The organism is Lysobacter sp. GCM10012299 (assembly GCF_042649405.1).
GTDB lineage: Bacteria > Pseudomonadota > Gammaproteobacteria > Xanthomonadales > Xanthomonadaceae > Lysobacter_J.
Genome location: NZ_JBHRZC010000002.1, coordinates 819,907 through 846,415, shown reverse-complemented (window position 1 = coordinate 846,415; position 26,509 = coordinate 819,907). Strand labels below are relative to the sequence as shown.

The 26,509-nt window shown below is 66.7% G+C and carries 22 protein-coding genes; 6 read left to right on the top strand and 16 right to left on the bottom strand.

Annotated features, from left to right (window positions below):
• The first annotated feature begins 102 nt into the window (after positions 1–102).
• The 4 genes from ACFOPO_RS08070 (at position 103) to ACFOPO_RS08055 (ending at position 8,274) form a co-directional block, all read left to right on the top strand.
• On the top strand, positions 103–933 hold the full coding sequence (locus ACFOPO_RS08070; protein ID WP_386702690.1) for a hypothetical protein: 831 nt from the start codon (positions 103–105) through the stop codon (positions 931–933).
• 269 nt (positions 934–1,202) lie between these two features.
• Positions 1,203–4,196 carry a TonB-dependent receptor domain-containing protein gene (locus ACFOPO_RS08065; protein ID WP_386702657.1) on the top strand — a complete coding sequence of 998 codons (2,994 nt, stop codon included), beginning with the start codon at positions 1,203–1,205 and terminating at the stop codon, positions 4,194–4,196.
• A gap of 401 nt (positions 4,197–4,597) precedes the next feature.
• Positions 4,598–7,489, top strand: a complete 2,892-nt coding sequence (locus ACFOPO_RS08060) for a TonB-dependent receptor plug domain-containing protein (RefSeq protein ID WP_386702655.1) — start codon at positions 4,598–4,600, stop codon at positions 7,487–7,489.
• A gap of 125 nt (positions 7,490–7,614) precedes the next feature.
• The gene (locus tag ACFOPO_RS08055; RefSeq protein ID WP_386702654.1) at positions 7,615–8,274 is read left to right on the top strand and encodes a putative 2OG-Fe(II) oxygenase; all 660 of its coding nucleotides are present in this window, start codon (positions 7,615–7,617) and stop codon (positions 8,272–8,274) included.
• A 103-nt stretch (positions 8,275–8,377) separates the two neighbouring features.
• On the opposite strand, the gene ACFOPO_RS08050 is transcribed toward ACFOPO_RS08055, so the two are convergent.
• From ACFOPO_RS08050 to ACFOPO_RS08015, 8 genes are all read right to left on the bottom strand, one after another.
• Entirely contained in the window at positions 8,378–9,295 is a 918-nt protein-coding gene (locus tag ACFOPO_RS08050; RefSeq protein ID WP_386702653.1) for a DUF4097 domain-containing protein, read from the bottom strand.
• 64 nt (positions 9,296–9,359) lie between these two features.
• The gene (locus ACFOPO_RS08045) at positions 9,360–9,875 is read right to left on the bottom strand and encodes a hypothetical protein (RefSeq protein ID WP_386702652.1); all 516 of its coding nucleotides are present in this window, start codon (positions 9,873–9,875) and stop codon (positions 9,360–9,362) included.
• On the bottom strand, positions 9,872–10,468 hold the full coding sequence (locus tag ACFOPO_RS08040; protein WP_386702651.1) for an RNA polymerase sigma factor: 597 nt from the start codon (positions 10,466–10,468) through the stop codon (positions 9,872–9,874). The genes ACFOPO_RS08045 and ACFOPO_RS08040 overlap by 4 nt, the downstream gene beginning before the upstream one ends.
• Positions 10,469–10,541: 73 nt before the next feature.
• A complete protein-coding gene (locus ACFOPO_RS08035) occupies positions 10,542–12,152 on the bottom strand; it encodes a tetratricopeptide repeat-containing sulfotransferase family protein (RefSeq protein ID WP_386702650.1) in 1,611 nt (536 codons plus the stop codon).
• Entirely contained in the window at positions 12,149–13,174 is a 1,026-nt protein-coding gene (locus tag ACFOPO_RS08030) for a hypothetical protein (protein ID WP_386702649.1), read from the bottom strand. Before ACFOPO_RS08030 ends, ACFOPO_RS08035 begins: the two co-directional genes overlap by 4 nt.
• Positions 13,171–13,764 (bottom strand): 2OG-Fe(II) oxygenase, encoded by a 594-nt coding sequence (locus ACFOPO_RS08025; protein WP_386702648.1) that lies wholly within the window; start codon positions 13,762–13,764, stop codon positions 13,171–13,173. The genes ACFOPO_RS08030 and ACFOPO_RS08025 overlap by 4 nt, the downstream gene beginning before the upstream one ends.
• A gap of 7 nt (positions 13,765–13,771) precedes the next feature.
• Positions 13,772–15,577 (bottom strand): phosphoenolpyruvate carboxykinase (GTP), encoded by a 1,806-nt coding sequence (locus tag ACFOPO_RS08020; RefSeq protein WP_386702647.1) that lies wholly within the window; start codon positions 15,575–15,577, stop codon positions 13,772–13,774.
• A gap of 32 nt (positions 15,578–15,609) precedes the next feature.
• A complete protein-coding gene (locus tag ACFOPO_RS08015) occupies positions 15,610–16,239 on the bottom strand; it encodes a TetR/AcrR family transcriptional regulator (RefSeq protein WP_386702646.1) in 630 nt (209 codons plus the stop codon).
• A 352-nt stretch (positions 16,240–16,591) separates the two neighbouring features.
• On the opposite strand from ACFOPO_RS08015, the gene ACFOPO_RS08010 reads away from it, so the two are divergent.
• Entirely contained in the window at positions 16,592–19,060 is a 2,469-nt protein-coding gene (locus ACFOPO_RS08010) for an acyl-CoA dehydrogenase (protein ID WP_386702645.1), read from the top strand.
• 74 nt (positions 19,061–19,134) lie between these two features.
• Positions 19,135–19,605, top strand: coding sequence for a hotdog fold domain-containing protein (locus tag ACFOPO_RS08005; protein ID WP_386702644.1), 471 nt, complete (start codon positions 19,135–19,137; stop codon positions 19,603–19,605).
• A 7-nt stretch (positions 19,606–19,612) separates the two neighbouring features.
• On the opposite strand, the gene ACFOPO_RS08000 is transcribed toward ACFOPO_RS08005, so the two are convergent.
• From ACFOPO_RS08000 to ACFOPO_RS07965, 8 genes are all read right to left on the bottom strand, one after another.
• Positions 19,613–20,623, bottom strand: coding sequence for an NADPH:quinone reductase (locus ACFOPO_RS08000; RefSeq protein ID WP_386702642.1), 1,011 nt, complete (start codon positions 20,621–20,623; stop codon positions 19,613–19,615).
• Between the two features lie 118 nt (positions 20,624–20,741).
• The gene (locus ACFOPO_RS07995; RefSeq protein ID WP_386702640.1) at positions 20,742–21,134 is read right to left on the bottom strand and encodes a GFA family protein; all 393 of its coding nucleotides are present in this window, start codon (positions 21,132–21,134) and stop codon (positions 20,742–20,744) included.
• Between the two features lie 14 nt (positions 21,135–21,148).
• Complete coding sequence (locus tag ACFOPO_RS07990) at positions 21,149–21,517, bottom strand: VOC family protein (RefSeq protein ID WP_386702638.1); 369 nt, start codon at positions 21,515–21,517, stop codon at positions 21,149–21,151.
• Between the two features lie 29 nt (positions 21,518–21,546).
• Positions 21,547–22,644 (bottom strand): Gfo/Idh/MocA family protein, encoded by a 1,098-nt coding sequence (locus tag ACFOPO_RS07985; RefSeq protein ID WP_386702636.1) that lies wholly within the window; start codon positions 22,642–22,644, stop codon positions 21,547–21,549.
• Positions 22,645–22,720: 76 nt separating this feature from the next.
• The gene (locus ACFOPO_RS07980) at positions 22,721–23,356 is read right to left on the bottom strand and encodes a GNAT family N-acetyltransferase (protein WP_386702634.1); all 636 of its coding nucleotides are present in this window, start codon (positions 23,354–23,356) and stop codon (positions 22,721–22,723) included.
• Between the two features lie 44 nt (positions 23,357–23,400).
• On the bottom strand, positions 23,401–24,651 hold the full coding sequence (locus ACFOPO_RS07975) for an RNA polymerase sigma factor (protein WP_386702632.1): 1,251 nt from the start codon (positions 24,649–24,651) through the stop codon (positions 23,401–23,403).
• Positions 24,652–24,668: 17 nt separating this feature from the next.
• A complete protein-coding gene (locus ACFOPO_RS07970) occupies positions 24,669–25,022 on the bottom strand; it encodes a YciI family protein (protein WP_386702630.1) in 354 nt (117 codons plus the stop codon).
• Positions 25,023–25,122: 100 nt separating this feature from the next.
• Positions 25,123–26,499 carry an NTP/NDP exchange transporter gene (locus ACFOPO_RS07965; RefSeq protein ID WP_386702628.1) on the bottom strand — a complete coding sequence of 459 codons (1,377 nt, stop codon included), beginning with the start codon at positions 26,497–26,499 and terminating at the stop codon, positions 25,123–25,125.
• Between the last annotated feature and the right edge of the window lie 10 nt (positions 26,500–26,509).

The window sequence follows — 26,509 nt, the reverse complement described above, 5'->3', positions numbered from 1 at the left end:
ACGGTCTATAGTCGCGGTCCAAAGGAGAGGGGAACTCCACCGGGTTTACCCGGTCGTAACCAGACCATGTACACGCGCCTGCTTCGACTGCCGTTGACCCTGCTGCTCGCCCTGGGCGTGGCTGCGGGCGCACATGCGCAGTCAGGTCCCAAGCGCGGTGCCAGCGACACCACGTATCTCCCGGTCTGGAACCAGACCAGCGGCAAGCTCGAGTACCTGCTGCAGCTGGAACCCACCAGCACGCCCATCGCAGGCGCCCGCTGGCAGGTCGGCAGCAATACCCTCGGCGCGGCCTTCGGCCTCGATGCCGGCGACACGCTCGGCCTGGTCTGCGACCGCCAGACCGGCCTGGCCGGTGCCATCGGCAACCTCGCCAACCACTGCATGCTGGCCACGCTCGACGACGACGGCGAGTTTTCCGGCAGCCGCAACGCCAGCGTCGGTGCCACCCTCGCCCGCCCCGGCGGCAAGGTCGGCCTGGCCCTAGGCAGCGGCCGCGACACCATGCCGGCCTGGCTGAGCCCCAACAACAAGACCAGCAAGGTCGACCAGAACACCCTCACCGTCTATGGCCAGAAGAACATCGGCCGCGAGGCGACGGTGTCGATTGGCGGCACCTGGGCACGGGCGCGTCTGATCCCGGCCGGTGAAGTCCCCGCGCTGGCCGATCGCTGGAGCAGCAAGAGCGTGACCATCGGTGCCGGCCTGGGCAACTTCAGCGCGAACATCGTCGGCCGCGTGGTCGACATCCCGGGCGAACCCGCCAATTGGGAAGGCCTCGGCGTCGGACTGACCTGGCGCACGCCGTGGAGCGGCCAGCTCACCGTGGGCGCCGAAAACGTCGTCACCCGCGGCAAGAACCCGTTCGCCCCGGCCGACAACGAGAAAGACGAAGGCACCGTGCCTTACGTGCGCTACGAGCAGGACCTCTAAGCCTGCCGTCCGGCCGCATTTCTGGCGGCCAGTGCTTCCCGACCCCCTGTTGATCAACACGTCCGATCAGGTCGCATTGCGACCTGCGTCACCGTTTGCGCGCGAAACGTACGACGGCGTACTTTCACATGATCGCTACATTTCATTAACGAGACTTTCACTTTCCTGAGAGCGCAGTTAGGATCGGGTTCGGCTTTGCCGCTTTTGGCGTCGTTTTTGACCCCATCGGCCAATCCGTACAACACCGACCCGCTTGAATGGAGAGAGAGATGACACCGAAGACCACCCCGCTCCGCGACGCGATCGTATTCGCGCTCGCAGTGGGCACCACCGCAGCGGCCGGCACCGGCGTTGCGATGGCGCAGGACGCCAGCACCCAGCAGCCGACCAATCTCGACCGCATCGAAGTCACCGGCTCGCGCATCCGCCAGGTCGATATCGAGACCGAGGCACCGGTGCTGACCATCACCCGCGCCGACATCGAAAAGCAGGGCTTCCAGTCGGTCGCCGACATCCTGCAGAACATCTCGGCAGTGGGCGCACCGGCCATCAGCCGCGCCGCTCCGCTGACCGCGGGCGAGAACGTCGGCGGCCAGTTCATCAGCATGCGCAACCTCGGTGCTGCCCGCACCCTGATCCTCGTCAACGGCAAGCGCCTGGGCATCAGCACCAGCGGCCTGCAGGACGTGTCGCTGATCCCGACCGTCGCCGTCGAGCGCATCGAAGTGCTGAAGGACGGCGCCTCGTCGATCTACGGTTCCGACGCCATCGCCGGCGTGGTGAACATCATCACCCGCTCGAACTTCGAAGGCGCCACCGCCAACGCCTACTACGGCCAGTACAGCGAAGGCGACGGCGAGACCACGCGTGCCGACTTCATCATGGGCTTCACCGGTGAACGCGGCTCGCTGACCGCCGCCGTGGAATACCGCAAGGAAGAGGAAGTCTTCGCCAAGGATCGTCCGTACAGCGCGTATCCGCAGAGCGACCGCCACCCGACCCGCAACTGGACCACGGTCAGCCAGTGGGGCGTGATCAACCTGCCGGCCTCGCTGGGCGGCAACCGCGTCCTCAACCAGGGTGCCGACTGGCGCAACATCGCCAACTATCACGCGCTGAACACCAACACCGGTGCCACCGCGGCCGATACGGCTGGCTCGACCGTCGACAAGAGCAACACCAACCAGCAGACGCACCTCAAGACGCCGCTGGAAAGCCGCTCGCTGTTCGTCAACGGCCTGTTCGACATCAACGAGTTCGTGCGCTTCCGCGCCGACATGCTGTACACCGACCGCGACGCCGAGCGCCAGGTCGCCGGCTATCCGTTCCAGAGCGGCGCCGCTGGCCCGATCCCGGGCGGCTTCACGATGTCGCGTGACAGCTACTACAACCCGGTTGGCACGAAGAACGGCTTTGCAACGCCGCAGGACGTGAACTTCTGGCGCCGTACCTGGGAAGTGCCGCGCGTCGACAGCCCGTCGTCCGCCACCTGGCGCTTCTCCACCGCACTGGAAGGCAGCTTCGACGTCGGCGAGCGCATCTTCGACTGGGACGTCAACTACCTCTACAACAACAACACCGTCCACCAGGAAAACTACGGCAACCTCAACGTCGATCGCGCCAAGCAGGCGACCGGCGCGTCGTTCCTGGACACCAACGGCCAGGTCGTTTGCGGTACGCCGGACAATCCGGCCACCACCACCGTCAACGAGCGCAACGTGATTCCGGGCTGCGTCGCCTGGAACCCGTTCATCCCGTTCGGCCGCGTCGGCGACGGTGGCCTCACCGGCAACCAGCCGCTGCAGGACTGGCTGTTCCAGCGCCTGAACTCCAGCGGTGAGACCGAAACCACGGTGTACAGCGCCAACCTGAGCGGTTCGGTTGCCACCCTGCCGGGCGGTGATCTGGGCGTTGCCGTCGGCTACGAAAACCGCCACGAGAAGGGTCGCTTCATCCCCGACGCACAGGCGGTGACCGGCAACTCCACCACCCTCGCCGGCGGCCCGACCCAGGGCGGTTACACGGTCGACGAAGTCTATGCCGAGTTGTTCATCCCGGTGCTTGCCGACATGACCATGGCGAAGGAGCTGAGCTTCAGCGTCGCCAGCCGTTACTCGGACTACGACACCTTCGGCGACACGGTCAACAGCAAGTTCGGTTTCAAGTGGAAGCCGATCGACTCGCTGCTGTTCCGCGGCACCTACGCTGAGGGCTTCCGCGCTCCGACCATCAACGACCTGTTCGGTGGCGGTTCGCAGACCTTCTCGTTCTTCACCGACCCGTGCGACACCAGCTTCGGTGCTTCGGCCACCAACCCGGCCGTGCGCGCGAACTGCGCCCGCGACATCGTCAATGCCAACACCTACCGCCAGCTGCAGCAGGGCTTCGTCACGGCAGGTTCGGGCAACTCGCAGACGCCGGTGCCGTTCTTCTCCGGTTCCAACGATCAGCTGATCCCGGAAACCTCGGAATCGAAGACGCTGGGTACCGTGTGGAGCCCGGGCTTCATCGAAGGCCTGAACGTCAGCCTCGACTGGTGGCAGATCCGCATCGACGACACGATCGTTGCCGACTCGCCGACGCAGATGCTCAACGACTGCTACATCCAGAACGATCCGACCCGTTGCGTCGCCTTCACGCGTGACGCTACGCGCGGCTTCGTCAACAGCCTCACCTTCACCGGCATCAACGCCGGCTACCGTGAAGCCGAAGGTTACGACCTCGACCTGGGCTACCGCCTGCCGACCGACCGCTTCGGTAACTTCAACCTGTCGTGGCAGACGACGTACACCGTCAAGGACGAGATCAAGACCGACACCAACCCGACGACCCCGCCGCAGCAGCTGGTCGGTTACGCAACGTCGCCTGGCTTCACCGGCACGTTCCGAATCCGCTCCAACGCCACGCTGAGCTGGGACATGGGCGCGTTCGGCGTGAGCTGGGGTGCGCGTTACTACTCGGGCCAGAAGGAAACCTGCTTGTCGATGACGCTCTTCCCGGAAGAGTGCGACAACCCGGATTTCCGCTTCGGCAACCCGAGCCCGGCACAGGCTCGCGCGATCAACGAGCTGGGTTCCAACACGTTCCACGACCTCGAGTTCCGCTGGCAGGCTCCGTGGAATGCCACTGTCGCCATCGGCGCCAACAACGTGTTTGACCACGTTGGCCCGGTGCTCTACAGCCAGCCGAGCGCGAACGTGTCCTACCAGGGCCAGTTCGACATCGGTCGTTTCATGTACATGAAGTACCAGCAGCGCTTCTGATCCATCGACTGCAAGCAACACGCTCGACGACTGCGGCCCTTCGGGGCCGCAGTTTTTTTTGGGCCCTGCCAGCAACATGAACAGGCTAATCCGGCCCCCGGTCCCGGCCTTGCCGGGAGGGGCCAACTAACGTTTGTTTCACCAGAACCGCCAGTCATCTTTGGCGAGAAAAGCGTCAGGCCGTCGCAACCGGCTGTTTTAAATGGATATTTTTCGACATACCGGGGCGTATCCGCGGCTGTCCGGGGCCCCGAAACGGCCTGTCCTGTTCAAAATTAACGACACTTTAATTCTTCTTTCCAAGCGTCTACTATCGGCCCGACCTTGCCGGATTTGGCGTCTTTTTTGACTCTACCCGCTCGGTTCCCATGGGAAATCCCAAGACACACTTGGAGAGAGAGATGACCTTGAAGACCACCCAGCTCCGCGACGCAATTTCCTTTGCGCTCGCCGTGGGCACCACCGCTCTTGCGGGCACGGGCGCGGCAATGGCCCAGGATGCACCGGCACCGCAGGAAGCGACCACCCTCGACCGCATCGAAGTGACCGGTTCGCGAATCAAGCGCACCGACATCGAGACCTCGCAGCCGATCTTCTCGCTGAGCCGTGACGACATCCAGGCACAGGGCCTGACCTCGGTCGGCGACGTGATCCAGAACCTGACGGCCAACGGTTCGACGCTCAACACCAGCATCAACAACGGCGGTAACGGCGAAACCCGCGTCAGCCTGCGCAACCTCGGCTCGAACCGCACCCTGGTGCTGGTGAACGGTCGTCGTTGGGTCGGTGGTACCGGCCTGGGCGGTGCGGTCGACCTCAACACCATCCCGACCGCGGCCGTCGAGCGCATTGAAGTCCTGAAGGACGGCGCCTCGACGATCTACGGTTCCGACGCCATTTCCGGCGTCGTCAACGTGATCCTGCGCCAGAACTTCGAAGGCGCCGAAGCCAACGCCTACCTCGGCCAGTTCGACAAGGGCGACGGCTCGCGCCAGGCCTATGACTTCACCATCGGCACCAGCAGCGACCGCTTCCAGGCGATGCTGGGTATCGCCTACGTGAAGGAAGAGCCGGTCTGGGCAGGCGACCGCGAGATCTCGAAGGAGCCGGTCTTCGGTTCGCTTCCGGGCACCCGCGGCAGCCTGGCCAACGTTCCGGCCAACGTCGCCATCTTCGACGGCTCCTCGTTCAACAACCCGGACGGCGACTACGGCATCTTCGTGCCGGACGCGTCGGCTCCCAATGGTTGGCGCCCGTTCGCCGGCCTGCCGGACCAGTACAACTTCGCACCGGCCAACTACCTGCTGACCCCGCAGGAACGTTACTCGGTGTTCGGTAACGCCAGCCTCGACATCACCGACGACATCCGCTTCAAGACGACGGTGACGTACAACTCCCGCCGTTCGACGCAGATCCTGGCCGCCACGCCGCTGGTCATCGACGCGTCCTCTGGCGACGCCGGTTTCATCAGCGCCGACAGCATCTACAACCCGTTCGGCCAGGACATCAACGAAGTCTTCCGCCGCATGACGGAGACCGGTGGCCGCATCTTCGACCAGGACGTCCGCACGGTCGTGTTCGACGGCGCCTTCGAAGGCACCCTGAACATCGCCGAGAAGCCGTTCGACTGGGAAGCCGGTTACTTCTACGGCGAGAACAAGGCCAACAACACCACCAACGGCCTGTTCCAGACCAGCCACGTGATCAATGCAGCCGGTCCGTCGTTCATCGACGCCGGCGGCGTGGCACGTTGCGGTGCGCCGGGTGCGGTGATCGACGGCTGCGTGCCGATCAACCTGCTCGGACCGGAAGGCTCGGTCACACAGGACATGCTGGACTACAGCACGTTCGTCGCGCACGACGAGCTGTTCTACAAGCAGAAGACCTACTACGCCAACATCGGCGGCGAACTGTTCGACCTTCCGGCTGGCGCGTTCGCCTTCTCGTTCGGCATGGAACACCGCACCGAGTTCGGCTACGACTCCCCGGATGCGCTGATCAACTCCGGCGACACCAGCGGCAACGCCCGTACCGCAACCCGCGGTGGCTACTCGCTCGACGAGGCCTACCTCGAGTTGGCAATTCCGGTGCTGGCCGACCTGCCGGGCGCCAAGCTGCTCGACTTCAGCCTGGCCACCCGTTACTCGGACTACAGCAACTTCGGTGACACGCTCAACAGCAAGTTCGGTTTCCGCTGGAAGCCGATCGACGACCTGATGGTGCGTGGTAACTGGTCCGAGGGCTTCCGCGCTCCGTCGATCAGCGAGCTGTTCACCGGCCAGGCCGACAGCTTCCCGGCCATCGCCGACCCCTGCGCCGGCTCGATCCAGGGCACGCCGAACCCGGGCATCCCGGCAGGCTGCGCTGGCATTCCGCAGTACAACCAGCCCAACGGCCAGGTGCGCATCACCGTCGGCGGCAACCCGGACCTCGGTCCGGAGAAGTCGGAAACGGTCACCTTCGGCTTCGTCTACAGCCCGAGCTACGTCGAGGGCCTGGACGTTTCGCTTGACTGGTGGAAGATCGAAATCGACGACGCCATCTTCCTGCAGTCCGGCCAGGCCATCCTGGACAACTGCTACCGCAGCGGCGTGGCCAGTGCCTGCGCACTGATCCAGCGTACGGGTTCGGGCCAGATCGCCGACCTGCTGTCGGTGCCGACCAACATCGGCAAGATGGAGACCGAAGGCTTCGACATGACGGTCGGCTACCGCCTGCCGGAAACCGCGTGGGGCAAGTTCTCCTTCACGTGGGACACCACCTACGTGTCGAACCTGTACATCGACACGAACGGCGACGGCCTGTACTCGGAAGACCCGATCTCGGGTGAAGCCGGCAACAACGTCGGTGAGTACTTCGGTTCCACCTTCACCAACAACTGGCGCATCCGCTCCAACCTGCAGGCTCGTTGGGAAATGGGGGACTGGGGCATCTCCTGGTTCGTCCGTTACTTCTCGCCGCAGGATGAAATCTGCCTTGGCCCGAACGTGCCGGCCAACCAGCGCGCACGCCTGTGCTCGGATCCGACCCGCCGCACCGCTCTGGACGGCAACGATCCTGGCCTGGCACCGGATGCTCCGTCCGCCCGTCCGCTCAACGAGATCCCGTCGGCGACCTACAACGACGTGCAGTTCAGCTGGCAGGCTCCGTGGAACGCCAAGATCGCGCTGGGCATCAACAACGTGTTCGACCGCGATCCGCCGGTCGCAATCACTGCGTTTGCCAACAGCTTCGATCCGGCATACGACCTCCCGGGCCGCTTCTTCTACATGTCGTACAACCAGAAGTTCTGATCTGGTAGCCCGGTAATGCAACACTTCCTACGGCCCCGAAAGGGGCCGTAGTTTTTTGTGGAGCCCGCCGCACCGGCCCGGCCCGCCACGCTAAACTCCAGCCACGCAAATGGCCGGATGCCCCAATGGCTTTCGAGATCTATCCCGCCTTCTCGGTACCGTTCGCCCAGGACTTCCTCCCCGATGCACAGCGCATCAACGCCCAGCTCAAGGCGTTGTTGCTGGCGCGCGAGGGCGAAGGCGAGCGTTATGCCAACCCCAATCCGTCACTGAAGCAGCAGCAGGGCGTGTTCGAAAGCGACTTCAACCTGTTCGCCTGGCCGGACGCCTGCATCCAGCAGCTGCGGCAGTTCTGTTGGACCACGCTGGGGCGGACCATCCAGAAGCTCAACGGCTACTCCGCGCAGGAAATGCAGCGCCTGCAGATCTTTTCCCACACCTGGTTCCATGTGACCCGCAATGGTGGTTTCACCATCGCGCACACGCATCCGATGGCGTCCTGGTCGGGCGTGTACTGCGTCGATCCCGGGGAGCGGCCGCAGGACCGGCCGGAATCGGGCGTGCTGCGGTTCCACAACCCGCACCACTACAGCAACTGTTTCCTCGATGCCGGCAACTCGCGGTTGGAAGCGCCGTACCACCATGGCACCTGGAACGTGAACTTCCAGCCGGGGCAACTGGTGCTGTTCCCGTCGTGGCTGCAGCACGAGGTGATGCCGTTCTATGGCTCGGACGAACGCATCACGGTTGCGTTCAATTGCTGGTTCGGGATGAAGGAGGGTTGAGGGTGCGGCTTCTTCGGCCCGGGTGCGCTTCGCTTACCCGGGCTACGTAACGAAAAAAGCCCGGCGATGCCGGGCTTTTTCGTTGCTGGTTTCGCGCTGGCGATTATTCGAATTCGAGGGTGGCATCGCCCGAGAAGGTTTCGATGGAGATGTCGCCGTCGCCGCTGCCGTAGCGGTGTTCGAAGCTCGAACCCGGGCCGTGCTTGGGACGGATCACCTGCGCGCCCGGGGCGACCAGGTCACCGCTGAAGCTCTCGCCACGAACGTTGGCCGACAGGTCGCGCGGCACCCGCAGGGTGAGGTCGCCGCTGACGGTGTCCATCGAGATCCGGCCGTTGTTGGCCAGGCCCGTCGCGACGCGGATGTCGCCCGACACCGACGAGCCCGAGAACCGCTGCAAGCGGTTCTGCAACACCGCGACTTCGATCCGGCCGGAGACGGTCTCGACATCGACTTCGCCGTTCATGCGACCGCGCAGGGTGAGGTCGCCACTGACCGACTCGGCACGCACGCGGTTGCTGTTGAGCGTCAACACCAGGTCGCCGCTGACGCTGTCGATGCTGGCTTCGGTCGGCGCACCGGCGACGGTGACTTCACCGCTGACGCTGTCGATCGACAGTTCGCGCGAGGCGATGCCCTCGACGGTGACGTCGGCCGAGACCACGTCGATGTCGAGGTCGGCGCGCACCGGCACGGTCAGGCGCAGGTCGGTCGGTTCGCTCTTGTCGCCGCCGCCGAACATGCCCATGCCGCTGCGGTTGGGGTACTTCACGCGCACGGTCAGGTGCTCGCCGTCGCCTTCGATCTCGAGCTTCTCGACGCCCTGGCCGAGGCTGCCCTCGATCTTGACCTCGGGTCGCTCCCAGGTGCGCACGTCGACGCGGCCTTTGACGTTCTCGATCTCCACCGTTCCTCGCGGATCCAGCGGCCGGGTCTCATTGATCGGGGTGGCCGCCAGGGCGGTGTTCGCCGCCAGCACGGCCAGGCCGAATGCGAGACATTGGAGTTTGGCGCGGGTCATGGAGTTTCTCCGGAAATCAGGGCAGGACAGGTTCGAATTCATGTTTTGGGTGCTGCGATACGAATCAGGCATAAGCCAGGCGCTGTGCAAGTGCCAGGCGACGTGCGTAGGTGCGGCGCAGCTGCTCGAGCAACAGGCGCGAATCGGGGTTGTGCGCCAGCGCCTGCAGGATCAGCCCGGCGTTGCGGTCGAGGTCGTCGAAAACCGGCTGCAGTTCCGTCGGCGGCTGGCCGCTGCCCACTTCCTGCAGGGCCGCCTGGTATTGCAGGGTCATGCCTTCGGCCTCGCGCTGGACCAGGGTGGCCTTGGGCGGCGTGAGGGTCGGCGCGTTGCCGCTTTCCTGGCCACGCCACAGCCCGACCATGCCGACCGCGAGCACCAGCGTGGCTGCCATCGCCACCGGCGCCAGCCAGCGCGGGCGGGCACTGGCCCGCGGCCGCTGCTCCTGCAGGCGCGCGGCGATGCCGGGCCACAGGTCGTTGCCGGGCTCGACGTCGCGGCGCATCGCGCGCAGCTGCCAGCGCAGCGCGTCGGGCAACTCGTCGTCGGGGGTGCGGGTATTTGTGTCGTTCGTCTTCATGCCTGTCCTCCAAGCCGCTCGCGCAACAAGCCACGCGCGCGGTGCAATTGCGCTTTCGAACTGCCGACCGCCATGCCGAGTTCGGCGGCGATCTCTTCATGCTTCCAGCCTTCCACGTCGTACAGCACGAGGACGGCCCGGGCCCTGGGCGGCAGCGTCGCCACGGCGCGCTCCAGGTCCATCGTCAGCGCGGTCGTGTGACCGGCCGAGTCGGTGCTGCCGAGCAGGTCGAAGACCTCCTCGTCGGAATCGCCATCGTCCTGCGGCCGGCTGCGGCGACTGCGCAGTTCCATCAGGGCGGTGTTGACGGCCAGGCGGTGCAGCCAGGTCGAGAACGCCGACTCGAATCGGAACGCCGGCAGTGCCTGCCAGGCCCGCACGAACGCTTCCTGGGTCAGGTCCTCGGCCCGCGCGCCCTGGTTTCCGACCAGGCGGGCGATGACGCCGTGGACGCGTCCGGCGTGGCGCCGATAGAGGGACTCGAAGGCACCCACCTCGCCGCGCGCGGCCGCGGCCACCAGGCCACGTTCGTCGGCGCCGTCGTCGCTCGCGGCAGGGATGTCGGTGAGGATTTCGGTCACGACTGTCAGCATGGTCCTTGAGATGCACGGAACTGGCTGCGGGTTTAACGCCCTTCCGGCCGCCCGCCCTGCAGTCAGGCTCCGGTTACCGTTGCAGCGCCCTTTCGGCGGGGATCGCCCCCACCTCGACCAGGCCGTCCAGCAGCGGCTGCAGGTGCTGCCGGTAGGGAACCCAGGCGGCGCCACGGTTGCCCAGGATGCCCTGCCGGACATGCGCCATGCTGGCGGTCGCGACCGCCCCGCTGTCGCGCTCCACCCGCAGCGCGTCGGCTTCGAACGGCAGCCCGCAGAAGTCGAAGATCTGCCGCGCGGTGCCCTCGCTGTCGTTGACCAGGCCGTCATAGGACACGTCGAGGATGCGCCCGGGCATGACCTGGCGCCAATGTGCCATCAGGTCCATGTAGCGGCCGTAGAAGGTGGCCAGGTGGCGCTGGTCGAACGAGTGCGGGGCGGCCTTGGAGAAATAAGTGCGCAGGTTCGAGAAGCAGGTGTCGACCGGGTCGCGCACCATGTGCAGGATGCGCGCATTGGGCAATGCCTTGGCGATGAAGCCGGCATTCAACACGTTCAGGGGCAGCTTCTCGGTCAGGAACGGCTTGCCATGCGTGCGCCACCGCGAAGCATCGATGAAGCCGCGGCCGATCGCGTCGAAGTCAGCAGTGGCCAGCGCGTCCAGAGCCGCTTCATCCAGCGCACCGCGGATGCCATGGTCGGCGGCGAGCCTCAGTTGCGCCGTGAAGGCGTAGCTCTCGCCACCGTCCGCCACCTGGCTGTGACCACCGAGGATGCGTTCGAGGAGCGTGGTGCCGGAGCGGTGCATGCCGACGATGAACACCGGCACGTAGGCATCGTCGCGCTGCACCGGCGTGACGAAGCCGGCAGTGCAGATCGACTTGATGCGGGAGAACAGCGCCGCGGTGCGAACGTCGTCGTAGGGCTCGGCTCGGGCCTTGATCCGGCACGCCTGGTCGAGCGCGACCCAGGCCTGGTCGAACTCCTTGAGGTCATGCAGTTCGTTGTGCAGTGCGAAACCGGCGTAGGCCGCCGGCGGCGAATCCGCTGGCAGTTGCGCCAGCAACGCGCGCAGCCGTGCCACGTGGTCTTCGCCGGGTTTCCACTTGCGCAGCAGCGACAACAGCCAGTGCGCCTGCGCCAGCTGCGGTTGCAACGCGATGCTGGCTTCGAACTCGGCTTCGGCCTCGTCCGGCCGCCCGAGGAACATCTCGATCACGCCGCGCAGGTAACGCGAGCGCGGGACCTGCGGCTCCAGTTGCAGCGAACGGTTGACCAGGTCCAGCGCCAGCGACTGGTCGCCCGGACCGGAGCTGACAATCTGGGCCATCTCCGCGAGCATCCGGCTGTCGGCGGCGTCGGCAAAACCGCTGCGGGCGATCAGGTCGAGCAGGCGCTCGTACTCGTTGAACCGGGTGAGGGCCTGCGCGAGTTCGAGCACGAGTGCCGGATGGTGGTTCGCGCTCTCCAGTGCAAGCAGGAGGTGTTGCCGCGCCGCGCGGTAGTGGTCCAATCGCAGCAACAGCGCCGACAGGCGAAGTTGCGCAGCGGTATGGCGCGGATCCATCGCCACGACGGCCTGGAATTCCCGCAACGCCTGCTGCCAGTCGCCGTGCATCAAGGCCTGCTCGCCGCGGTTGGCCGCAAGGCGGATGATTTCGATCTGGCGCGCGTCAAGCGTCATGGCGTCGCGTCCCAGCGCGCAGGATCGAGCCGCGCCTGCGGCCGCATGGCCGGCAACAGCCAGCGCTCGGACCATTCCAGTGCATGGCCCAGTTCGCGGGCGAAGTGCGCGACCACGATGTCGGCTTCCCGCACCCGCTGTGTCGCCGAGTAGGCCACGTCCATCGCCTTGGCGTTGCGTCCGCCGACCGCTTCGCAGCGCTCGCGCAGGACCTGCGCCGGAATATCGAGCCTGAGCCAGCGCGCGCACTGCGCCATGGCGCCTGCGAGGTCGCCGAGCAGCCAGGTCATGTCGACCGCGCGCACGCGCGCACCATCGTCCATCGCCACCAGGTCGGCCACCGCTTCGCGCTGCGCCGCCCATTGCAGGGCGGCGACACACAGCAGGTCCGGAGGTGCCAGCGCTTGCGATGGCAGTCGCGATGCGAACGTGCCGATCGCCAACGCCCGTTCCGCAAGCTGCGGGATCCTCGATTGCGACTCGGGCGGCTTCTTCAGGTTGGAGACGAGGAAGTCCTGCAGCGACGAGGTCAACACGACGGCGCGGCTACCCGGCGTTGCGGCGAGCAGGTCGGAGGCCAGGTTGAGTGCCGCGTGGGTGGGCTTGATGACGACCGCGCCACCGGCATGCCATGGCCGGGCCAGCAAACGCACCGTGGATTCCAGCAAGCCCTGCAGCGGTACTGCGCCATGTCGTGCATCGGCGAGCCTGCGCAGGACCAGAGGTTCGCGCAGGCAGACCGCGGCGGGCGGGCAATGCAGCGCGCGCGCAGCCAGGGTGGAGCCGCAGAAGGAGGTGTGGAACAACCAACCGATGCTGGTGTTTGGCAGGTCGCGCGGAATCCGCGCCTGCTCCACCTGCACCGCTGCGGCCAGCGGCGCGTCGATGCGCGTGTCGAGGAAGCTGGAGCGTTCGATGACCGCGTCATCGAGCTCGACGAAGGAAAACACGCGCGACGCTACATCGAGGTCCGTCGGGAACCAGCGCGCATCGCCCAGCTCCTGGTCGGACGGTGCGGTCATGGCGCAGCGTTGGCTGCCGGGACGCGCTCGAACTTGATGGCGAAGGTGTAGCGCGGCGCATAGCAGATGCGGTTCGGCGGCCGGCCCACGTGCTTGATCGCACCGTCGAAGATCACCAGCCGACCGGGCCGCGGCTGCACGGCATGGGCGATGTCGTCGTGCGAATCGAAGAAGACGGTCTCGCCGCCCCATTCCAGGTCCCACTTGTCGCACAGGTACCACAGCGCGGTGAGGTCGTGCTGGTCCGGCAGGCAATCGGTGTGGCTGAAGAGCATGTCGCCGTAGCTGGCGACATTGGTGTAGGCGCGATACGGGCGGTAACTGAAACCCGGCGATTCGAAGCCCAGCACCGCGCGACGGGTGACGTCGAAGATGGGCTGGCGGACCAGCCCGTCGAGCTTCACTTCCGTGGCCCAGTGCAGGTACGCGGCCGTTTCCGGCCGCGCCATCTCGGTTCGGGTGAAGGCAGCGCGCGACAACCCGGCCACATAGTCGCCGACGTTGGGCAAATGCCCGTCGAACACCCGCAGCGGGCGACCGTCGATCAGCAGTTCACGACTGGCCGCGAGCGCGGCGGGGTTGTCGGTCATGGAGTCCTCAGGGGGAAAGGTCCCGGGCAATGCGCTGCTGTTCGTCCTTCAGCGCCTGCGGCATGCGCGGACCGTACTCGTCCAGGTACTCGCCGATGCTGGCGAACTCGGCCTGCCAACCGGCATGGTCGAAGCCGAACAGCTTGGCGCGTGCCTCCTCGCCCAGGTTGATGCCGTCGAGGTTGAGGTCGCCTTCCGCCGGCAGGTGGCCGATCGGCGTTTCCACCGAACCGGCCTCGCCCTTCACGCGCTGGATCATCCACTCCAGCACCCGCAGGTTGTCGCCGAAGCCCGGCCACAGGAACTTGCCGTCGTCGCCCTTGCGGAACCAGTTGACGTGGAAGATCTTCGGCAGCTTCGCGCCGGCCTTGTCGAACGACAGCCAGTGGCTGAAGTAGTCGGCGAAGTTGTAGCCGCAGAACGGCTTCATCGCCATCGGGTCGCGGCGCATCACGCCGACCGCGCCGGTGGCGGCGGCGGTGGTTTCCGAGCCCATCGCGGCGCCGACCAGCACGCCGTGCGTCCAGTCGCGTGCCTCGAACACCAGCGGCACCAGCGAGGGGCGGCGACCGCCGAAGACAATCGCGCTGATCGGCACGCCGGCCGGGTTCTCGGCCTGCTCCGAGTAGCTCGGGCACTGCTTGGCCGACACGGTGAAGCGCGAGTTCGGATGGGCAGCCGGACCCTTGGCGGCGTCATAGGCATTGCCGCGCCAGTCGGTGACCGGCGTCTGGCCGTTGTCGAGGCCTTCCCACCACGGCTGGTTGTCGGCGGTCACGCCGACGTTGGTGAAGATGGTGTGGTGCTGGATCGAGGCCAGTGCGTTCGGATTGGACTTGTCCGAGGTACCCGGTGCGACGCCGAAGAAACCCGCTTCCGGGTTGATCGCGTACAGGCGGCCGTCGGCGCCGGGGCGCATCCAGCAGATGTCGTCGCCGACCGTCCACACCTTCCAGCCCTGGGCCCGGTAGCCCTCCGGCGGAATCAGCATGGCCAGGTTGGTCTTGCCGCAGGCCGACGGGAAGGCCGCGGCGACGTAATGCGTTTCGCCCTGCGGATTCTCCAGGCCGAGGATCAGCATGTGCTCGGCCAGCCAGCCTTCCGAACGCGCCTGGTGCGAGGCGATGCGCAGGGCGTGGCACTTCTTGCCGAGCAGCGCGTTGCCGCCGTAGCCGGAGCCGAACGACTTGATCGTCAGCTCTTCCGGAAAATGCATGATGAAGCGACGCTCCGGATCGAGTTCGCCGATCGAGTGCAGGCCGCGCACGAAGGTGCCTTCGCGCTCGATGCGCGCCAGCGCCGGTGCGCCCATGCGCGTCATGATGCGCATGTTGGCGACCACGTACGGGCTGTCGGTGATCTCAACGCCGCAACGCGACAGCGGCGAGTCGATCGGGCCCATGCAGTACGGGATCACGTACATCGTGCGGCCCTGCATGCAGCCTTCGAACAGCGCATCCATCTGCTTGTGGCCGTCGGCCGGCGACATCCAGTGGTTGTTCGGGCCGGCGTCTTCCTGCTCGCTCGTGCACACGAAAGTCAGGTGCTCGACGCGTGCGACGTCTTCAGGATGCGAACGGTGCAGCCAGCTGTCCGGATGGGTCTTCTCGTTGAGCTTGATGAGCGTGCCGTCGGCCTGCATCTGCTTGATAAGCGCGGCGTTCTCGGCATCGCTGCCATCGCACCAGACGATCGCGTCGGGCTGGGTCAGTGCGGCGACCTGGGCGACCCAGGCATTGAGTGCGGCCAGCTTGCTGCCTTCGCTCCCCGGCGCAACGGCAGGTTTCGAGACGTCATGAGAAATCGCATTCATTTGCAAACATCCTCCAGCGGGGGGCTGGTCTATCAAGAAGAAGGGATCAGCGTGGCCATCATGTGCTCGACATAGGCCTCGAATTCGTCGTGCTGCATGCGCGCCTGGTGCAGCTGCAGGTTCAGCTGCAGGAAGCCGACGTAGGCGGCGTAGAGCAGGCGGGCGCGATGCTGGGCATCGGTGCGGGCCAGGCCGGCCTGGCGGAACGATGCGGTGAGGTAGTCCAGGCGGCGCTCGGACACGCGACCGATCACCGGCTGCACGGCCGGGTGGTCGAGCGCCTTGAGCAGCTCGGAATAGATGACGTGCGACTTGAACTCGTGCGCGACCAGGGTGAACAGCGCGCGCAGGCGCTCACGCGGGTCGGAGATGGGTTCGAGCTGGCCGAAGACGGTCTCCTGCTCGACCTTCTCCCAGCGCTCCAGCGCCGCCACCAGCAGGGCGTCGCGCGAGGGGAAGTGCCAGTAGAAGCTGCCCTTGGTCACGCCCAGCCGGCGGGCCAGCGGTTCGACCGCAACTGCGGCGACCCCCTGTTCGGCGATCAGATCGAGCGCGGCCTGGGCCCAGTCGTCTGCGCTGAGACGGCCGGTGCGTTCGGTTCCGGAGCCGCCGTTACGGGCCGGGCCGGGGCGATCTTGCTTGGGGTGCGCGGTCGAGCTCATAGGTGACAAGTTTAACCATACGGCACCGGCGGGGACAGTATGTAGCTGTAACAGAACTCGAACGCCGGGGCGGATCGGGAAACACTGTGGTGCCCGCAGGGCCCTGAATTGCCCGCTACAGGCGCGTTACGCTGCCTTCCGGACCGGGACCCGACCGCCTTGCGCCCGAACGGGGCCAGACCGGCATCCCGACTCCGCTTCCACTTCCTTGACAGCGACGGGCGAACATTACCATACTCGGCCGTATGTTGAGCGTTTGATGCAGTCGCTTGAATGGCCACCGCATCGCCGCCTTGACTCATATGGTCAGCCTGCCTTGTGCAGACTTCGTCATCGCCGCTGGAGCGTTGTCATGAGTATTGCGATTCCTTTCATTGCCTTCCTGCTGGTCGGGGCCATTGCCGCCTACCACCGGCTGCGCCTGCCGGTCTGGGCGGCGCTGACCGCGACGGCGCTGGTGGCCTGCTGGCTGCTGGGCGCCAACGGCACGGCCACGCTGGTTGCCGCCTTCGTCACCGCGCTGATCGCGGTGCCGCTGCTGCTGCCGCAGTTCCGCCTGCCGTTCATCACCAAGCCGCTGCTGGGCTTCTACACCAAGATCCTGCCGCCGCTGTCGGAAACCGAGCGCGTCGCACTGGAGGCCGGCACGGTCGGCTTCGAAGGCGAGCTGTTTTCCGGCAAGCCGGACTGGAACGTGCTGCTGAACCAGGCCAAGCCGACCCTGAGCGCGGACGAACAGGCGTTCCTCGACGGACCGACCGAAGAACTGTGCCGGATGATCAACGACTGGGAAATCACCCACGTCCATGCCGACCTGACCCCGCCGGTGTGGGAGTTCATCAAGAAGAACAAGTTCTTCGGCATGATCGTGCCGAAGGAATACGGCGGCCTGGGCTTCTCCGCGCTGGGCAACCACAAGGTCATCCAGAAGCTGGCCTCGATCTCCTCGGTGGTCAGCTCCACCGTCGGCGTGCCCAACTCGCTCGGTCCGGCCGAGCTGCTGCTGCACTACGGCACGCAGGAACAGAAGGATTACTACCTGCCGCGCCTGGCCGATGGCCGCGAAGTGCCCTGCTTCGGCCTGACCGGTCCGTGGGCCGGTTCCGACGCAACGTCCATCCCCGACTACGGCATCGTCACCACCGGTGAGTGGAACGGCGCACGCGTGGTCGGCGTCAAGCTGACCTTCGACAAGCGCTACATCACCCTGGCGCCGGTGGCGACGCTCATTGGCCTGGCCTTCCGCATGTACGACCCGGACGGCCTGATCGGCGACCAGAAGGACATCGGCATCACCCTGGCGCTGCTGCCACGCGACACCGCCGGTGTCGAGATCGGCCGTCGCCACTTCCCGCTCAACTCGCCGTTCCAGAACGGCCCGATCCATGGCCGCGAAGTGTTCATCCCGCTGAGCCAGCTGATCGGCGGCGAAGCCTATGCCGGCAAGGGCTGGCAGATGCTGGTGGAGTGCCTGTCGATCGGCCGCTCGATCACCCTGCCCTCCACCGCCAGCGGCGGTGCGAAGATGGCCGCAGTCGTGACCGGTGCCTACGCGCGCATCCGCAAGCAGTTCGGCCTATCGGTCGGCCGCTTCGAAGGCGTCGAGGAAGCGCTGGCGCGCATCGCCGGCAATGCCTACGCCGCCAGTGCGCTGGCCGAGGCGTCGGCCGCGGCGGTTGCGCGCGGCGAACTGCCGGCCGTGCCGTCGACGATCTCCAAGTACCACTGCACCGAGATGGGCCGCGAGGCCGCGCAGGATGCGATGGACATCCATGGCGGCAAGGGCATCATCCTCGGACCGAAGAACTACCTCGGCCGCGGCTGGCAGGCTTCGCCCATCGCGATCACGGTGGAGGGCGCCAACATCATGACGCGCTCGCTGATGATCTTCGGCCAGGGCGCGATCCTCTGCCATCCGTGGGTGCTCAAGGAAATGAAGGCGGCCACGCTGCCCGATCCGGACGAGCGCCTGCGCGAGTTCGACAAGAACCTGTTCGGCCACATCGGCTTCGCCATCTCCAATGCCGTGCGCAGCTGGTGGTACGGCGTGGTCAACGCCAGGCTCGGCGCCGCACCGGGCGATTCCTACACCCGTCGCTACTACCGCAAGCTCAACCGCTACTCGGCGGCGCTGGCGCTGATGGCCGACACCTCGATGCTGCTGCTCGGCGGCAAGCTCAAGTTCAAGGAATCGCTGTCGGGCCGCCTGGGCGACGTGCTCAGCCACCTCTACATCGTCAGCGCGATGCTCAAGCGCTACGAGGACCAGGGCCGCCCGGTGTCCGACCAGCCGCTGCTGGCGTGGTCGGTGCACAACAGCGTGCACAAGATCGAGATCGCCTTCTCGGCGGCGCTGCGCAACTTCCCGATCCGTCCGGTCGGCTGGCTGCTCTGGATGCTGGTGTTCCCGTGGGGCCGCCGTGCGCAGGCACCGAGCGACCGCCTGGGCCACAAGACCGCGTCGTTGTTGATGTCGCCGAACGAAGCGCGTGACCGCCTGGCCCACGGCATCTTCATGACGCCGACAGAGAACAACCCGGCCGGCCGCATCAACAGCTACCTGCAGAAGGCGATCCTGGCCGAGCCGGTGGAGCGCAAGTTCCTCAAGGCGCTCAAGAACAGCGACATCGAGGCGCATGATTTCGCCTCGCAGCTGGACGAAGGCGTGCGCGAAGGCTGGATCACCGCCGACGAGCGTCGCCAGCTCGAGGAGCTGCGCGAGATGACCATCGACACGATCAGCGTCGATGACTTCGACAGCGAGGAGCTGCGTTCGGCTGGTTACCGCAACCTGCAGCACGATAGTCGCGCCGCCGCCTGAGGCGGTTGCAGTTGAATGGCAACGGCGGGCATGTCCCGCCGTTGTCGTATCCGGGACCAGGAGAATCCTTGCCCATGTCAGCGCCCATCCTCTCGATGTACCGCCGCATCACCCGCTGGCCGGCCGGCCACTGGCTGTTCTCGCGCGCGGTCTGCTTCAAGGCGCCCTACTTCGCCACCATCGCGCCGCGCTTCGTCGCGCTCGAGCCCGGTCGTTGCGAAGTGCGTATCCGCGACCGTCGACGTGTCCACAACCACATCGGCACCGTGCACGCTATCGCGCTGTGCAACCTGGCCGAGCTCAGCGCCGGCGTGATGATCGACGCAACCCTCCCGGCCAGCATGCGCTGGATCCCCAAGGGCATGACCGTCGAGTACCTGAAGAAGGCGACAGGAACCATGCACGGCGTGGCCACACCGGACATTCCGGTGGTCGAAGCGGCAAGCGGCTACGAACTGCCGGTTAGCGTCGTCGTCAGCGACGATGGCGGCGATGTCGTGTTCCGTGCCCGCATCGCGATGTGGGTGTCGCCGCGTCGGGCGTAGTCGACCTTCACGCGACCGCTTCACGTTCGCGTTCGCAAACGGCGAGCACGACGTTGCCCATCACGCGTCCGGACTCGACCGCTTCGTGGGCCTGGGCGATTTCCTCCAGCGGCAGGCGCAGGGCAATCGCATGTTGCAGCGAGCCGGCGGCCGCCCATTCGTGCAGGTGCCCGATGGCCGCGGCACGATCGGCGGCGGACAGGTTGTAGACGATGAAGAACGACAGGCGCACGTTCTTCAGGATCGCCGGCACGAACGGCACCGGGATCTCGGCTGCGCCGCTGCCATAGACGACGATCCGCCCTTCCGGCGCGAGCATGGCGAAATCGAGTTCGGCATTGGCGGCGAAGTCGACCTCGATGATGACGTCGACGCCATGGCCGGCGGTTATCTCTGCGACGCGTGCCACGACGTCTTCGTTGCGATAGTCGATCACGGCGTCCGCGCCGGCCGCCCGCGCCCGCTCCGCCTTTTCGGCAGAACTGACGGTGGCGATCACCTGGCTGGCACCCGACAGGCGTGCCATCTGCACAGCGTAGTGCCCGACCGCACCCGCGCCTCCGGCGACGAGCACGCGCTTTCCGGCGACGCCGCCATCGACGCTGACCGCATGGCAGGCCGTGAGTGCGGGGATGCCGAAACTCGCTCCGACTTCGAGCGCGACTGCATCGGGCAAGACCACCGCTTGTGCCGATGGCAGCACGATCCATTCGGCGGCCGTGCCGTCGGCGCGGCCCCATGCGCCGTTCCAGATCCAGACGCGCTCGCCCAGGCGTTGCGCCGGCACGCCATCGCCCAGTGCATCGATGACGCCCGAGCCGTCGCTGTGCGGAACGACCTGTGCGTAAGGCAGCGTGCTCGAGCGCATGCCGGCCCGCGCCTTCACGTCCGACGGATTGACCCCGGACCAGGCGATGCGGACACGGACCTCACCGGGCCCCGGTTCGGGACGCTCCTTGTGGATCATGGCCAGCACGTCCCGGGCAGGCCCGGTGCGGGAATAGACGGCAGCGCGCATGTTGGTGTCCTGCGGCCACGGGGGGATGGCCGAAGGCGCAGGGTACGACTGTGCCGGCGGCGCCTCCAGTCCCACCGCCGGAACACTGCGCGTGCATCCGTCGTGTGGCTGCTGGGCGCTATTCCTCGAAGCGGCCGGCGCCTTCGCGGTCGTGTTCGTAGTGCCTGGCGAAGGGAAACGGCGGCAGCCAGGCTTCGCGGCGCACAATCCAGCTTTCGTAGGTCGGCATCAGCTGGTCCGGGGCATCCAGCGATCCCAGGTTGACTTCGATCTCGTCCGCGCTGCGGCCGAAGACCGTCGAGCCGCAGCGGGGACAGAAATGACGGCCGGCATACTCGCGCGTCCCGCCCTCGATGTTCACCGCTCCTGCCGGAAATATCGCCGACGCGTGAAACAGGGCGCCATGGTGCTTGCGGCAGTCGAGGCAGTGGCAGAGTCCAACCCGGTACGGGCGGCCCGAGGCCACGAACCTGACGTCACCGCACAGGCAGCCACCAGTGAACCGGTCCATGCGCGACCTCCTGCTCACTGCCCTGCTGGAGGCTGCCAGAGTTCGATCTTGTTGCCTTCCGGGTCCATGACCCAACCGAACTTGCCGTACTCGGAATCGTCGGTCTTCTCCAGCACGTTGCAACCTTCATCGCGCAGGGCCTGCAGCAACGCGGCCAGGTCATCGACGCGGTAGTTGATCATGAACGTCGATTGGCTCGGTGCGAAATGCCCGCCATCCGCGTTGCCGATGGACCAGATCGTCGTTCCGCCGTCGCTCCAGGTGAATGCGGCACCACCCCACCCCTGGACGTCGATTCCCAGGTGGTCCTTGTACCAGGCGCGCAACGCAACAGGATCCTTCGCGTTGAAGAAGATCCCGCCTATGCCCGTGACTCGCTTCATCTGAAACCTCCGAGGTGTGACCGCAACCGTCAAGCCAGCGACACCGTCTTTCCGGTCCGTATCGACTCGTAGATGGCCTGCATGATGCGCACGTCGCGCAGGCCTTCCTCGCCGGGAACCTTCGTTGGCCTGCGTTCGAGGATGCAGCGCGCGAAGTCGTCCATCTCGGCGGCGAACAGGTCGATCTGCGGATAGCGGATTTCCTTGCCGTCGCTGCGCCGCCCGTGGTTGCCGTCGTAGAAGAAGGCCGGATCGAGCTCGAACCAGCCACGTTCGGCATTGACGCGCAGGTTCTGGATGCGGGCGGCCTTGTAGCTGGTGCTGCAATAAGCGACCACGCCGCTGGGGAACCGCGTGGTCCATACGACGCTCTCGTCGACCTCGGCGAACTTCACCGGATCGGTCTTGGTTTCCAGCGCGGACACGGCGATGGGCTCTTCGCCGGTCAGGTAGCGCGTGGCCTGCAATGCGTAGATGCCGACGTCCATCAGCGCGCCGCCGCCCGCCAGCGCGCGCTTGAGGCGCCATTGATCGGGCGCGCCGACGTCGATGCCGAAGCCTGCCTGGACGATCAGCGGCTTGCCGAACTCCTGCTCGCGCACCAGGCGGATGCATTCGAGGTGATGCGGATCGTACTGGCAGCGGTACGCGGTACCGAGCAGGCGGCCGGCACTGCGGCAGGCGTCGATCATCTTCTGGCAGCGCTCGACCGAGATCTCCAGCGGCTTCTCGCAGAACACATGCTTGCCGGCCTTCGCGGCCTGGATGGTGTGCTGCGCGTGCAACGCATTGGGAGTGACGACGTAGACAAAGTCGATGTCGGGGTTGTCCGCCATCCGCTCCATCGTGTCGTACGAATACACGTTGCCGGCGGGAATGCCGTACTTCGCCTTCCATGCCTCGGCCTTGGCCGGCGTGCCGGTGACGATGCCTGCCAGGCGGCAGTGCTGCGTCTTCAGCAGCGCGGGTGCGATCTGGTCGGTGCTGAGCTTGCCCAGGCCGCAGATGGCGACACCGAGCTTGCGCGACTCCTGCGCACGGGCGCGGGTGGAACTGGTGCTGATGAACGGTGCCGCCATCGCGGCGGCCGTTGAAGCCAGGAACTGACGACGGGATACCTCGGGCATGACCGGTCCTCGTTTCTGGGCAGGGGCTGGGCACGCGAAAGGTACCCTGCGCGCAGGCCACGCCGCCACTGGCCGCTCAGGGTTGCGGGATGGTCGCCGTCGCGAAGGGTGCGAGCACGGTCCAGCCAAGCTTCTCGTAAAGCGCGCGGCCATCCTGCGTCGCGACCAGAAGCTGCGGACCTGCCAGGGACCTTCTCGCCGCGCCCAGGGCGACCATCACGGCCGCACCCAATCCTTTCCGCCGGTGATCCTCCGCCGTTTCGATCCGGTCATAGATGAAGACGTCGGCGGCTTCTGCCGCGGTTCCACTCGCTGCCAGGTCGCCGTTCGGCGCGAGTGCGCAAGCGCGGGTGACGAAGCCGTCCTGGTGGACCTCGATCGTGTAGCCATCCGGCAGTGGGCTGGCCTCGGTGACGGTCGCTTCCGCCTGCATGAACCAGTTCGCTGGCTGCAGCTCCCAGCGAGCTGGCAGGCAGCCTCGCAGTTCGTCGTCCAGGCCGCACAGCTTCAGGTAATGGCACGGAGCCGTGACATCACGCGCAATGGTCCGCAAGCCTTCGTGCATCTGCGGGAACACCCAGCGCTTCACTTCTTTTTCCGAGTGCGTATCGACGCGGAAGCCGCCGCGATCGTGCACAGGAGCCGGCGCACCGCGGGCGATGGAATGTGCTGACTGCCAGGCGAAAACGAGCTTCGGATCGATATGGGTCATGGTCATGGGGATGGCTTCTGCGGGCCTGCAACTGCAGCACCGCCCTATCTCGGTGGTTGAGACGCAAGCTCGCGCAACCTGCGCTCGATGAAGCGGCGCTGCGGTGCCTGCCGGGTCAGTTCGAGTGCGCGCAGGTAAGACGCACGGGCCTGGTCGTTTCGCCCCAGGCGTCGGCACAGCTCGGCATGGGCCGAATGCGCCAGCGGGTAGTCCTGCAGTTCGCCACGGGCCAGCAGCGCCTCCACCAGTGGCAGCCCGGCGGCAGGTCCATCGCGCATCGCGACGGCCGCGCCACGATTGAGCTCGACCACGGGGGAAGGATCGGCGCGCAACAGCAGGTCGTAGAGGGCGACGATGCGCACCCAGTCGGTGGCGGCGGCGCTGGCCGCACCCGCATGCACCGCGGCAATCGCGGCCTGCAGGCTGTAGGCGCCGAAGCGGCGCGAGGCGTGGATCCGCTTCACCAGCGCCAGCCCTTCGGCGATCAGCGCGCGGTTCCACAGGCCGCGGTCCTGCTCGTCGAGCAGCACCAGGTCGCCATCGGCGGTCGCGCGTGCCGGCCGTCGCGATTCGTGCAGCAGCATCAGCGCCAGCAGCCCCAGCGTCTCCGGATCGGGCAGCAGTTCCACCAGCAAGCGGCCCAGGCGGATCGCCTCGCTGCACAGGTCGTGGCGCGTCAGCGACTCGCCCGAGGTCGCCGCGTAGCCCTCGTTGAAGACGAGGTAGACCACCTGCAGCACGTTGTCGATGCGCTGCGGCAGTTCGTCGCGGGACGGCACCTGGTACGGGATGCCCGCCTGGCGGATCTTGGCCTTCGCGCGGACGATGCGCTGGGCCACCGTCGGCGCCGGGATCAGGAACGCGCGCGCGATCTCCTCGGTGGTCAGGTCGCAGACTTCGCGCAGCGTGAGGGCCACCTGCGCGTCGGCGGACAAGGCCGGATGGCAGCAGGTGAAGATCAGGCGCAGGCGGTCGTCTTCCACGTCCTCGTCGAGGGCGGCGCCGCCACCGCTGTCGCTGTAGAGGCGGTCGGCGATCTGCGTCAGCGATGCGTCGAAGCGCGCGCGCCGGCGCAGGCTGTCGATCGCCTTGAAGCGCCCGGCCGAGACCAGCCAGGCACGCGGCTGGTCGGGCACGCCCTCGCCTGGCCATTGCTCGAGCGCGGCGCGGAAGGCGTCATGCAATGCCTCCTCGGCGAGGTCGAAGTCGCCGAGGAGGCGGATCAAGGTGGCCAGCACGCGCCGCGATTCGCGCCGGTAGACAGCATCGAGCTGATCGCGGATCGGGTCGGCCATCGCAAGCGCGCCGACGGCTACCGTTCGAACTCCATCACCGGCCGCACCTCGATGCTGCCCAGGCGCGCGGACGGGATGCGGCCGGCGATGCGGATCGCCTCGTCGAGGTCACGCGCCTCGATCAGGAAGAAACCACCGAGCTGCTCCTTGGTCTCCGCGTACGGGCCATCGGTGGTGGAGGTGCGGCCCTGGCGGACGCGCACCACGGTCGCGCTGCTGACCGGCATCAGCGCCTCGCCGCCGAGCAGGTGGCCGCTCTGGCCGAGCTCGTCGCTGAGGGCGAAGTACTCGCCGAGGATGGCGTCGACCTCGCCCTTGGGCATGGCGTCGAACAGCTTCTCGTCGTCGTAGATCAGGCATGCGTATTTCATGGTCGGCTCCTGTGGGGACTGCGCCGGGGCGCGGCTGCGGCGGCCGGTTGATGCCGCCTTCCCCGGGTAGTCGTCCCGGGGCGGCCCGTTTCGACATCGGCTACGACGGAATGGAATCGTCCGGCAGCGTGCGCTGCGCGCGGATCACCTTCCAGGCACCGAAGGTCAGGCCCAGCGCCACGCCCAGGCCGGCCACGAACACCAGCCGCGAACCAAACGCCGACAGCGCCTTGTGCAGCCAGACGAAGGTGAGGTCGCCGCCACGATAGACCACCGTGTCGATCACCGCCTTGGCCTTGTAGCGCGACTCGCGGTCGACGCGGGTGTAGATCGTCTCGCGGCCGGGCTTGGCCAGCGAGAACTCGCCGGCGCGCGTGGCCACCTGCACCATCGCCACCAGCAGCGGCACCGGCGACAGCGCCAGCAGCGCGTAGCCGCCGAGGATGGCGAAGGCCGGGATCAGCAGCGTCGGGCCGACGCCGTAGCGGCGCAGCAGGAAACGGGTGAGCAGCAGCTGCACGACGATGGTGACGGTGTTCACCGCGCCGTCGATGATGGAGTAGTAACGCGTGGCCTCGCGCGCGTCCGGGTAGAACGCCTTCACAATCGCCGCCTGTTCGTTGTAGAGCAGCGTGCCGACGCCCACGCCGAAGAACACCGTGATCGCCAGCGCGCGCAGCAGTGGCCGCTGCCAGACCAGTCGCAGGCCTGCCACGATCGAGCCGCCCATGGCGGCCTCGCCGTCGGCGCCGCCGCTCAGCTGCTCACGCCGGATCGCCCACTTGCGCAGCTTCAGGATGCACAGCAGGCACACCGCCAGGAAAGCGGCCGACACCAGCAGCAGGTTGGCGACGCCCAGCGGCGCGACCAGGCTGCTGGTCAGCAGCGGGCCGACCAGCGCGCCGATCGTGCCGCCGGCGCCGATGTAGCCGTACAGGCGCTTGGCGTGCTCGTTGTCGAACACGTCGGCCATGAAGCTCCAGAACACGGCCACGGCGAACAGGTTGAAGACGGCCACCCAGATGAAGAACACCGCGCCACGCCCGGGCAGGTCGTGGTCGAAGGCCCAGTAGAAGGCCAGCAGGCAGGCGATGAAGACCAGGTACACCACCGGCAGGAACACCCGGCGCGGGAAGCGCGACACCAGCGCGCCATACACCGGCTGCAACAGCACCATCGTCAGGAAGGTGCCGGTGAACAGCACCTGCAGCGTGAAGTCCTTCAACGCGAACCCGTGCGCGGTCGCCCAGTCGATGCTGGCTTGCGGGAACACGGTGGCGATGTCGCCCGAGGCCCCCATGGCGTCGCGGACCGGGCGCAGCACGTAGTAGCCGCACAGCAGGCAGAAGAAATACAGCAGCGACCACCACAGCGGCGGCGACTCGCGCAGCGCGGCCTGGAACCCCCGCAGGTGGCCGGTCACGCCCTCGCCGGGGTTGTCGCCGACCGCCCCCTCGCCCCGCCCACCCGTCGCCATCGTCGCCATC

Coding starts and splice junctions, on each gene's coding strand:
- ACFOPO_RS08065 (WP_386702657.1), top strand. CDS start 1,203: ATGACACCGAAGACCACCCCGCTCCGCGACGCGATCGTATTCGCGCTC.
- ACFOPO_RS08060 (WP_386702655.1), top strand. CDS start 4,598: ATGACCTTGAAGACCACCCAGCTCCGCGACGCAATTTCCTTTGCGCTC.
- ACFOPO_RS08055 (WP_386702654.1), top strand. CDS start 7,615: ATGGCTTTCGAGATCTATCCCGCCTTCTCGGTACCGTTCGCCCAGGAC.
- ACFOPO_RS08050 (WP_386702653.1), bottom strand. CDS start 9,295: ATGACCCGCGCCAAACTCCAATGTCTCGCATTCGGCCTGGCCGTGCTG.
- ACFOPO_RS08045 (WP_386702652.1), bottom strand. CDS start 9,875: ATGAAGACGAACGACACAAATACCCGCACCCCCGACGACGAGTTGCCC.
- ACFOPO_RS08040 (WP_386702651.1), bottom strand. CDS start 10,468: ATGCTGACAGTCGTGACCGAAATCCTCACCGACATCCCTGCCGCGAGC.
- ACFOPO_RS08035 (WP_386702650.1), bottom strand. CDS start 12,152: ATGACGCTTGACGCGCGCCAGATCGAAATCATCCGCCTTGCGGCCAAC.
- ACFOPO_RS08030 (WP_386702649.1), bottom strand. CDS start 13,174: ATGACCGCACCGTCCGACCAGGAGCTGGGCGATGCGCGCTGGTTCCCG.
- ACFOPO_RS08025 (WP_386702648.1), bottom strand. CDS start 13,764: ATGACCGACAACCCCGCCGCGCTCGCGGCCAGTCGTGAACTGCTGATC.
- ACFOPO_RS08020 (WP_386702647.1), bottom strand. CDS start 15,577: ATGAATGCGATTTCTCATGACGTCTCGAAACCTGCCGTTGCGCCGGGG.
- ACFOPO_RS08015 (WP_386702646.1), bottom strand. CDS start 16,239: ATGAGCTCGACCGCGCACCCCAAGCAAGATCGCCCCGGCCCGGCCCGT.
- ACFOPO_RS08010 (WP_386702645.1), top strand. CDS start 16,592: ATGAGTATTGCGATTCCTTTCATTGCCTTCCTGCTGGTCGGGGCCATT.
- ACFOPO_RS08005 (WP_386702644.1), top strand. CDS start 19,135: ATGTCAGCGCCCATCCTCTCGATGTACCGCCGCATCACCCGCTGGCCG.
- ACFOPO_RS08000 (WP_386702642.1), bottom strand. CDS start 20,623: ATGCGCGCTGCCGTCTATTCCCGCACCGGGCCTGCCCGGGACGTGCTG.
- ACFOPO_RS07995 (WP_386702640.1), bottom strand. CDS start 21,134: ATGGACCGGTTCACTGGTGGCTGCCTGTGCGGTGACGTCAGGTTCGTG.
- ACFOPO_RS07990 (WP_386702638.1), bottom strand. CDS start 21,517: ATGAAGCGAGTCACGGGCATAGGCGGGATCTTCTTCAACGCGAAGGAT.
- ACFOPO_RS07985 (WP_386702636.1), bottom strand. CDS start 22,644: ATGCCCGAGGTATCCCGTCGTCAGTTCCTGGCTTCAACGGCCGCCGCG.
- ACFOPO_RS07980 (WP_386702634.1), bottom strand. CDS start 23,356: ATGACCCATATCGATCCGAAGCTCGTTTTCGCCTGGCAGTCAGCACAT.
- ACFOPO_RS07975 (WP_386702632.1), bottom strand. CDS start 24,651: ATGGCCGACCCGATCCGCGATCAGCTCGATGCTGTCTACCGGCGCGAA.
- ACFOPO_RS07970 (WP_386702630.1), bottom strand. CDS start 25,022: ATGAAATACGCATGCCTGATCTACGACGACGAGAAGCTGTTCGACGCC.
- ACFOPO_RS07965 (WP_386702628.1), bottom strand. CDS start 26,499: ATGGCGACGGGTGGGCGGGGCGAGGGGGCGGTCGGCGACAACCCCGGC.